General features: G+C 50.7%; 3 protein-coding genes. 2 read left to right on the forward strand and 1 reads right to left on the reverse strand.

Going from position 1 to position 950, the window contains the following annotated elements:
- The coding region (locus HK11_RS12140; protein ID WP_233133482.1) for a DUF6118 family protein at positions 1-386 on the forward strand (386 nt) is incomplete at its 5' end.
- On the opposite strand, the gene HK11_RS12145 is transcribed toward HK11_RS12140, so the two are convergent.
- A complete protein-coding gene (locus tag HK11_RS12145; protein WP_086555552.1) occupies positions 368-607 on the reverse strand; it encodes a helix-turn-helix domain-containing protein in 240 nt (79 codons plus the stop codon). The two genes, HK11_RS12140 and HK11_RS12145, sit on opposite strands and share 19 nt — an antisense overlap.
- Positions 608-654: 47 nt before the next feature.
- Here HK11_RS12145 and HK11_RS12150 point away from each other — a divergent pair, with 47 nt between their 5' ends.
- The gene (locus HK11_RS12150; RefSeq protein WP_198943272.1) at positions 655-879 is read left to right on the forward strand and encodes a transposase; all 225 of its coding nucleotides are present in this window, start codon (positions 655-657) and stop codon (positions 877-879) included.
- Positions 880-950 lie beyond the last annotated feature (71 nt).

The following is a 950-nucleotide window of genomic DNA, read 5'->3' on the forward strand; positions in this document are numbered from 1 at the left end:
CGATAGCTGAGGTTCAGAGAGAGCGTCAGGAGCTTGCTCATATTATTGGTCAGTCCCGTCATAAGGACCGTCAAAGCTGGTGGTTACTGGGGGTTGGGCTGGTGTGTTTTATGGTGGGTATGGGGGCATCCCCGGTTCTGACTTCGCTTTTACCCTCTTCTGTCGGAACGCGGGTGGCGTCCTTTATTGTGGGGGAAGAAGATCGCTGGCACTCGGGGGCCATGATGATGGAAATCGATAATCCCGAAGGATGGCAGCAGGTTATTCAGGCGAGCCAGCTGGTTGAGGCGAACAGGGACAGGATTACAGCCTGTCAGAAAGCAGCGTCATCTCTGGAAAAAGGTCAGAAAAACTGTCAGATTACTGTTCAGGCCAGACAGGAATGATCTGTCTGCGTGTCAGATTTGATATCCCGCAGGAATTCATCAGGGGTTGTTTCAAGGCAGCTGGCCAGCTCGAACAGGGTGATGACCGTCGGGTTGCGGTATCCTTTTTCCAGACCGCTGAGATATTGCTGACTGAAGCCAGAACGGTCTGCAACCTGTTCCTGTGTCAGGCCACGCGCTTTGCGCAGACGTGCTGCTGACAGATCTTCCCGACAAGACAAAAGAAATCATCGGGGACAGGGGCTATGACAGCAACCGGATCAGGTTATTGCTTGCAGAACGCACTATCACAGCCTGTATTGCGCCGAAGAAAAACCGGAAATCAAAACTACCTTACGACTGGTATCTGTATAAAAAGTGGCATCTGATTGAAAACATGTTCGCAAAGCTCAAAGACTGGCGACGGGTGGCAATACGATACGACCGCTGCGCTCATACATTCATGCCTGCAATACACATCGCAGCAAGCTTTATCTTCTATCTCAAAGAATGAGACCTGAGCCTAGGGCCTGTTAGATCTTGAAACTCTTCCCATATTGTAGAGATGGAAGAAGGAGACGGAAC

The sequence above is a fragment of the Acetobacter sp. DmW_043 genome, from assembly GCF_002153485.1.
Lineage (GTDB): Bacteria > Pseudomonadota > Alphaproteobacteria > Acetobacterales > Acetobacteraceae > Acetobacter > Acetobacter thailandicus.